Here is a 7,337-nt window from a genome sequence, read left to right as displayed (position 1 = left end):
AACGGGTACGGCCCGACCGAGGCCACGGTGACCGCCACCGCCGCGCGCTGCGCCCCGGACGGCGCCGAACTGCCCATCGGTCGGCCCCTGACCGGGGTACGCGCCTACGTGCTCGACGCCGAGCTGCGGCCGGTGCCTCCCGGCGTCCCCGGCGAACTGCACCTCGGCGGCATCGGGGTGGCCCGCGGCTACCACGGCGACCCGGCCCTCACCGCGCGGCGCTTCGTGCCCGACCCGTACGCCCCGACACCCGGGGCCCGGATGTACGCCACCGGCGACCTGGTCCGCTGGCGCGCCGACGGGCAACTGGTCTTCCTGGGCCGGGCCGACAACCAGGTCAAGATCAATGGCTACCGGATCGAGTTGGGCGAGGTGGAGGCCCGGCTGCGGCAGTGCGCCGGGGTGCGCCGGGCCGCCGCCGTGGTCCGCACCGACTCGCCCGGCGGGCGGCGGCTGGTCGGCTACCTCGTCGGCGACGACCTGCGGGTGGACGAGCTGCGCCAGGACCTGCTCCGGCAACTGCCCCGATACCTGGTGCCGACGGCCTTCGTGGTGGTCGACGACCTGCCGGTGAACGCCAGCGGCAAACTCGACCCGTCCCGGCTGCCCGCCCCCGCCGTGACCCGCGCCGACCTCGGCGCCGCGTACGTGGCACCGAACGGGGACGTCGAGCGGGCCGTCGCCGAGGTGTGGCGCGACGTGCTCGGGCTCGCCGACGTCGGCGTGCACGACAACTTCTTCGACCTGGGTGGCACCTCACTGCTGCTGGCCCGGGCGCAGGTCCGGCTCACCGACCGGCTGGGCCGCCCGGTGCCCGCCGTCGAGCTGTTCCGGTACCCGACCATCGCGCTGCTGGCCCGGTTTCTCGACGGGGGACCGTCGGTGGTCTCGCCGCCGACGGATCCGGCCGCCGGCCGTCGCCGCGACGAACGCAAGCAGGCCCTCGCCGAGCGGGCCCGACGTGCCCGTCCGGTGCCGGCCGGGGAGGGACGAGCATGACCGATCAGGAGACCGGACTGGAGATCGCCATCGTCGGGATGGGCGGCCGGTTCCCCGGCGCCGCCGACGTGGACGAGCTGTGGCGGCGGGTCCTCGCCGGTGCGGAGACCATCACCCGTTTCACCGACGCGGAACTGGCCGCCGCCGGGCTGACCGAGGACGAGCGGCGCCACCCCGACCACGTACCGGCGCACGGCGCGCTGCCGGACGTCGACCGGTTCGACGCCGGCTTCTTCGGCTACTCGCCCCGCGACGCCCGGCTGCTCGACCCCCAACAACGACTCTTCCTGGAGTGCGCCTGGGCCGCGCTGGAGCGCTCCGGTCACCTCACCGGCGACCCGGACCGGCTGGTCGGGGTGTACGCCGCCGCCGCGGCCAGTGGCTACCTCCTGCACCACCTGTTCCGCAACCCGCACCTCGACTCGGTCAGCGAGTACGAACTGATGCTCGCCAACGACAAGGACTCGCTGCCCACCCGGGTGGCGTACCACCTGGACCTGCGCGGTCCCGCCGTGGCGGTGCAGACGGCCTGCTCGTCCTCGCTGGTCGCGGTGCACCTCGCCGCGCAGGCGCTGCTGGCCCGGGAGTGCGACGTCGCGCTCGCCGGTGGCGCCCACCTGCTGCTGCCGGCCGGCATCGGCTACCGCCACGAGGTCGGCGGCATCATGTCCCGCGACGGGCACTGTCGACCGTTCGACGTGCGGGCCAGCGGAACCGTTGGCGGCGACGGCGTCGCCCTGGTCGTGCTGCGCCGGCTGGCGGACGCCCGCCGCGACGGCGACACCGTGTACGCGGTGATCCGCGGCTCGGCGATCAACAACGACGGCCGGGTGAAGGTCGGTTTCACCGCGCCCGGGGTGGACGGCCAGGTCGCGGTGATCCGGGCCGCCCAGGAGATGGCCGAGGTCGACCCGGCGAGCATCGGGTACGTCGAGGCGCACGGCACCGGCACCGAGCTGGGCGACCAGATCGAGCTGCGGGCCCTCGCCGAGGCGTTCCGGGGCACCGCCGACGGCCGGTGCGCGCTCGGCTCGGTCAAGTCGATCCTCGGGCACCTCGACGTCGCGGCCGGGGTGACCGGCCTGATCAAGGCGGCGCTGGCGCTGCACCATCGCGTCGTGCCACCCAGCCCGTACTGCACCGAGCCGCATCCCGAGCTGACCGGCGGCCCGTTCCGGGTACCCACCGCCGCGCAGCCCTGGCCCGACCTCGACACGCCGCCCCGCGCCGCGGTCAGCTCGTTCGGTATCGGCGGGACGAACGCCCATGTGGTCCTCCAGGCCGCCGAGCCCGCCGAGCCCGGTCCCCCCACCGACACCGACGCCACCCGGCTGCTGGTGCTCTCCGCCCGGGACGCCGACGCGCTCGACCGGGCTCGCGCCCAGCTCGCGGCCCACCTGGCCGAGCACCCAGACCTCCCGCTGGCCGACGTCGCGTACACCCTGCGCGGGTCCCGGCCGGAGCTCGGGCACCGGCTGGCCACCGTCGCCACCACCGCGGCGGTCGCCGCCGCCCAGCTCGCCGACCGGGGTTCGGCGCTGGTCCGCACCGGCGTCGCCACCGGCGCCCCGGCCGGAGTGGCGCTGCTCTTCCCGGGTCAGGGCGCGCAGTACGCCGGGATGGGCCGCACCCTGTACCGCACCGAACCCGTCTACCGGGCCGCCTTCGACCGCTCCGCGGACCTGCTCCGCCCGCACCTCGACGTGGACCTGCGCACACTGCTCTGCCCACCCGGTGACCCGGTTCCCGCCGCGCCGGAGCTGGACGAGACCTGGCTGACCCAACCGGCCCTCTTCGCCGTCGAGTACGCACTCGCCGAGCTGCTGCACCACCACGGCGTACGCCCGGCGGCCCTGGCCGGACACAGCCTCGGCGAGTACGTGGCCGCGTGCCGGGCCGGCGTCTTCACCCTCCCGGACGCGCTCGCCACCGTCGCCGTACGCGGCCGGCTCATGCAGGCTCAGGCGCCCGGGTCGATGCTCTCGGTGGGCCTCCCCGCCGACGAGGTCGCGCCCCTGCTGCCCGCCGGGGTCGAGGTGGCCGCCGCCAACGCGCCCCGGCTCACCACCGTGTCCGGCGCGACCGCCGCCGTCGCCGCGCTCGCCGTCGAGCTGCGCGAGCGCGGGGTGGTCTGCCGGGAGGTACGCACCTCACACGCCTTCCACTCGGCCATGATGGAACCGGCCCTCGCCGGGTTCGCCGCGCACCTGCGCGAGGTGCCGCTGCGCCCGCCCACAGTGCCCGTGGTGTCGAACGTGACGGGCGGCTGGCTCACCGACGACGAGGCCACCGACCCCGACTACTGGGTGCGGCAGCTGCGCCGACCGGTCAACTTCACCGCCGGCGCCGACCTGCTGCTGCGTCAGCGGTTCGCGTTGCTGGAGGTCGGCCCCGGCCGCACCCTGGCCACCCTCGCCCGCCAACACGAGGCGGCTCGCGGCGTCCCGGTGTCGACCACCCTGCCGACCGACCGCACACCGGCCGGCGAGGACGCCGCGGTAGCCCTGGCGGTCGGCCGGCTCTGGCTGGCCGGGGTGCCGGTGCGCTGGCCCGACGGCCGGAACGACGGACGACGGCGGGTGCCCCTGCCCACGTACCCGTTCGCCCGCCAGCGGCACTGGGTCGAGCGGTTCCAGCCGCAGCGGTCGGCGCCCCTCGACCCCGGTGACGTCGCGCCGGAGCCCACCCCGGCGACCTCGCCGCCCGCGCCGGTCGACGAGCCGTACGAGGTCGTGCGGCGGATCTGGATGGACCTGCTCGGGGTGGACCAGATCGGACCGCACGACGACTTCTTCGAGCTGGGCGGGCACTCGCTGCTCGGCACCCGGGTGGTGGCCCGGCTGCGCGACGCGCTCGGCGTGGACCTGCCACCGGCCGCGATCTTCGAGTCACCCACCCCCGCCGCGCTGGCCCGTACCGTCGCCGCGCTGGCCCGACCGACCGCCGACGTACCCCCGGCGGTTGCCCCACCGACCGACGGCGACCTGGCCGACCTGCTCGCGGAGATCCGGGCGTTGTCCCCGGAGAGTCTCGCCCGCGAGCTGCACCTGGCCCGACACGAGGAAGGAAACCGTGATGGCTGACGAGCAGCGCGTTCTGGTCAACGACGAGGAGCAGTACGCCCTCTGGCCCCGCCACAAGGAGGTCCCGGACGGCTGGCGGGACGCCGGTTGCGCCGGCAGCCGCCAGGAGTGCCTGGACTTCGTGGCGCGGACCTGGACCGACATGCGCCCCCGCAGCGTCCGCGAACACCTGGCCGCCGAGACCGCCCGGCTGGGCTGAGCGGTAGCGCGGCCAGCCGGGGGCGGCACACCCTCAGCCGCTGGTCAGGAGCACGAGTTGCTGGGTGGCCCGGGTCATCGCGACGTAGCGGTCGACCGCCCCTTCGATGCCGGTGCCGAACGTTTCCGGGTCGACGAGGACGACCAGGTCGAACTCCAGCCCCTTGGCCTGCTCCGGGCTCAGTGACCGGACGCGGGCCGTGGGCGGGAACGTCGGGTCGCCGATGACGCAGGCGATCCCGTCGGCGTGCGCGGCGAGCCAGGTGTCGAGGATCGACCTCAGGTCGGCGACCGATCCGTGGACGACGGGGAGCCCGTTGCCGCGGATGGAGGTCGGCACGTTGGCGTCGGGAAGCGCGGCCCGGATGACCGGCTCGGCCTGCGCCATGACCTCCGCCGGCGTCCGGTAGTTGATGCTCAGCGAGGCCAGTGTGACCCGGTCCAGCCCGACCCGCTTGAGGCGTTCCTGCCACGACTCGGTGAACCCGTGTCGGGCCTGGGCGCGGTCTCCGACGATGGTGAAGCTGCGTGACGGGCAGCGCGTCAGCAGCATCTGCCACTGGGCGTCGGTCAGCTCCTGCGCCTCGTCCACCACGATGTGCGCGAACGGGCCGGCCAGCAGGTCCGGGTCGGCGTCCGGCAGCGCGGACTCGTCGTTCAGGACGTCACGCAGGTCGGGTTGGCGCAGCATCGCCAGCAGGCCCTCGCCGTCGTCGTAGGTGTCGGCCGCGAGCAGCTCGTCGACGACCCGGGCCATGTGCTCGCGTTCGGCGGCGGCGGCCGGGTCGTGCCGACGGCCGCGCCCCGAGCGTTCCGCGTCGCCGAGCCGCTGCCGCGCCGCGTCGAGCAGCGGCAGGTCCGACACGGTCCAGGCCCGGGGCTCGTCGCGTTGCAGCTTGCGGACCTCCGCCGGGCTGAGCCACGGCGCGCACCTGCGCAGGTACGCGGGCACCGACCACAGGTCTCCGACGAGTTCGGCCGCGTCGAGCAACGGCCAGGCGCGGTTGACAGTCGCCCGCAGTCCCCGGTTGCGCAGCAGCGAGTCGCGCAGCACGTCGTCCGGCTCGTCGCCGTCGTACCTGTCGACGAGGATGGTGAGCAACTCCTCCCAGATCTCCTCGCGCGCCTCGTTGTGCGGGGTGCCCGGCCCCGGCGCCCGGAACGCGTCGGCCCAGTCGTCGGCGCTCAGCCGGACCTCGGAGTCGCCGACCGGGACCGTCATCGGGGCGACCGGCGGGTCCTCGTAGAACCGGACGGCCGCGTCGACCGCCCGGACCAGCTCTGCCGAGGACTTCAGCCGGGCCACCTCCGGGTCGGTGTCGACGGTCGCCGTGGCCCCCTCGGGCACGAGGTCGCGCAGGGTGCAGGTCTGCACGTCCTCCTCTCCGAGGCTGGGCAGCACGTCGGAGACGTACGCCAGGTAGGGCTGGTGCGGCCCGACGAAGAGCACCCCACCCCGGCGCTGACCGAGGCGCGGGTCGGAGTAGAGCAGGTACGCGGTGCGGTGCAGGGCGACGACCGTCTTACCGGTGCCCGGACCGCCGTCGACCACGAGGGCGCCGGCCGACCCCGCCCGGATGATGGCGTCCTGGTCGGCCTGGATCGTGCTGAGCACGTCGCGCATCCGAGCCGACCGGGCGCTGCCCAGGCTCGCGATGAACGCGGACTGGTCGTCGAGCGCGACGGCGTGCCCCACCAACCCGTCCGGGGTGAACACCTCGTCCCAGTAGTCGCTGATCCGGCCGCGGGTCCAGCGGTACCGGCGGCGGCTCGCCAGGCCCATCGGGTTGGCGTGGGTCGCGCCGAAGAACGGCTCGGCGGCGGGTGAGCGCCAGTCGAGCAGCAGCCGCCGGCCGGTGCTGTCGGTGAGGCCGCGACGTCCGATGTACACCGGCTCGGGGTTGTCCGCCTCGACCACGTGGCCGAGGCACAGGTCCAGGCCGTAGCGGCTCAGCGAGCGTAGGCGGGCGGTCAGCCGGCGGACCTCCTCGTCCCGGTCGACGGCCTGCCGGCCCTTGCCGCCCGGCGCCCGGCGCGCGGCGGCGAGACGGTCGGACAGCTCCGCGCTCAGCTGCGCGAGGCTCTGCGCCATGTCGGCGAAGTGCCGCTCGTCGTGGGCGATGAGCGCCGGGTCGGCCTTGGGGGAGAGGTGATCGGGAAGTTCGAACACGGAACTAGGCAAGGAATTCAAAATATGACGTCCATTTCGGCAGAAACTGGCCTCGGCCGACGATTCTGCGGCCTCACCCGGGTCTTGCCGCAAGCCCCCCAGTGCGCTATAAGTTAGAAGTGGCGGGAGACCGAGTGTCTCCCGTTTTCCATGTTCAGGGCAGTTCGTCGGCCAGTTGGGCCGGGGACTCCAGCGCTGCCTTCACCGCCTGGAGGAAGGCGACCGCTTCCCGCCCGTTGACCACGCGGTGGTCGTAGACGGCGCTGATATTGACGAACCGGCGGGTGACGACCTGGCCGGCGGCGTCCAGGGCCAACTCGTCCTGGGTGCCACCGATCGCCACCACGCAGGTCTGGCCCGGGAAGACGATCGGCCCGGCGAGCACCACGTCCGGGTCGGTGTGCAGGGAGACCACGATGGTGCCACCGGCCAGCTCGCCGGCGCGGAAACCGGTCCCGCCGGCCCGGGAGCGGAAATCCATGAGCGTCTCGGCGATCTCCGCGCAGGTCAGCTCCTCCACGTCCCGGACCACCGGGATGAACAGCCCGGTGCCGACATCGATGGTGACGCCGACGTGCGCCGACTCGGCGAGCCGTACGCTGCTGCCGTCGCCGGGGGCGGCGAACAGCAACGGGTGCTCCTCGCGCAGCTCACCGATCGCCTTGACCAGCAGTTCCGGCAGGCCGACCAGGGTGCGGGTGGTGCGGGTGAGCTGCCGGGCCATCGTGAGGGCGGCGTCGACCCGTACCTTGATGACGGCGAGTGCCGCCGGCACCTCCCGGTGCGACTCGGTGACCACCGCGGCCACCGCCCGTTGGGCCCGGGAGAGCGCGTGCACCGGGCGCGGGTCGTCCGGCTCCGGGCCGTCGCCGGCCGCGAGCGCGGCG

The 7,337-nt window shown here is 74.5% G+C and carries 5 protein-coding genes; 3 read left to right on the top strand and 2 right to left on the bottom strand.

From position 1 onward, the window contains the following. The 3 genes from PSH25_RS03800 to PSH25_RS03790 form a co-directional block, all read left to right on the top strand. A partial coding sequence (locus tag PSH25_RS03800; RefSeq protein WP_238657674.1) for an AMP-binding protein occupies positions 1–999 on the top strand: 999 nt, incomplete at its 5' end. Beyond that, positions 996–4,082 (top strand): type I polyketide synthase, encoded by a 3,087-nt coding sequence (locus PSH25_RS03795; protein WP_238657673.1) that lies wholly within the window; start codon positions 996–998, stop codon positions 4,080–4,082. The genes PSH25_RS03800 and PSH25_RS03795, both read left to right, overlap by 4 nt. Further along, positions 4,075–4,281, top strand: a complete 207-nt coding sequence (locus tag PSH25_RS03790; RefSeq protein ID WP_238657672.1) for an MbtH family protein — start codon at positions 4,075–4,077, stop codon at positions 4,279–4,281. Before PSH25_RS03795 ends, PSH25_RS03790 begins: the two co-directional genes overlap by 8 nt. A gap of 33 nt (positions 4,282–4,314) precedes the next feature. On the opposite strand, the gene helR is transcribed toward PSH25_RS03790, so the two are convergent. After that, entirely contained in the window at positions 4,315–6,450 is a 2,136-nt protein-coding gene (gene helR, locus PSH25_RS03785; RefSeq protein WP_238657671.1) for an RNA polymerase recycling motor ATPase HelR, read from the bottom strand. Between the two features lie 154 nt (positions 6,451–6,604). Beyond that, positions 6,605–7,337, bottom strand: a 733-nt coding sequence (locus PSH25_RS03780; RefSeq protein WP_238657670.1) for a 2-oxo acid dehydrogenase subunit E2, incomplete at its 5' end; no start/stop codon positions are given.

It is taken from the genome of Micromonospora foliorum (assembly GCF_022229015.1).
Lineage (GTDB): Bacteria > Actinomycetota > Actinomycetes > Mycobacteriales > Micromonosporaceae > Micromonospora > Micromonospora foliorum.
The sequence above is the reverse complement of the archived record's forward strand: the minus strand, read 5'-3'. Positions and strand labels throughout refer to the sequence as shown.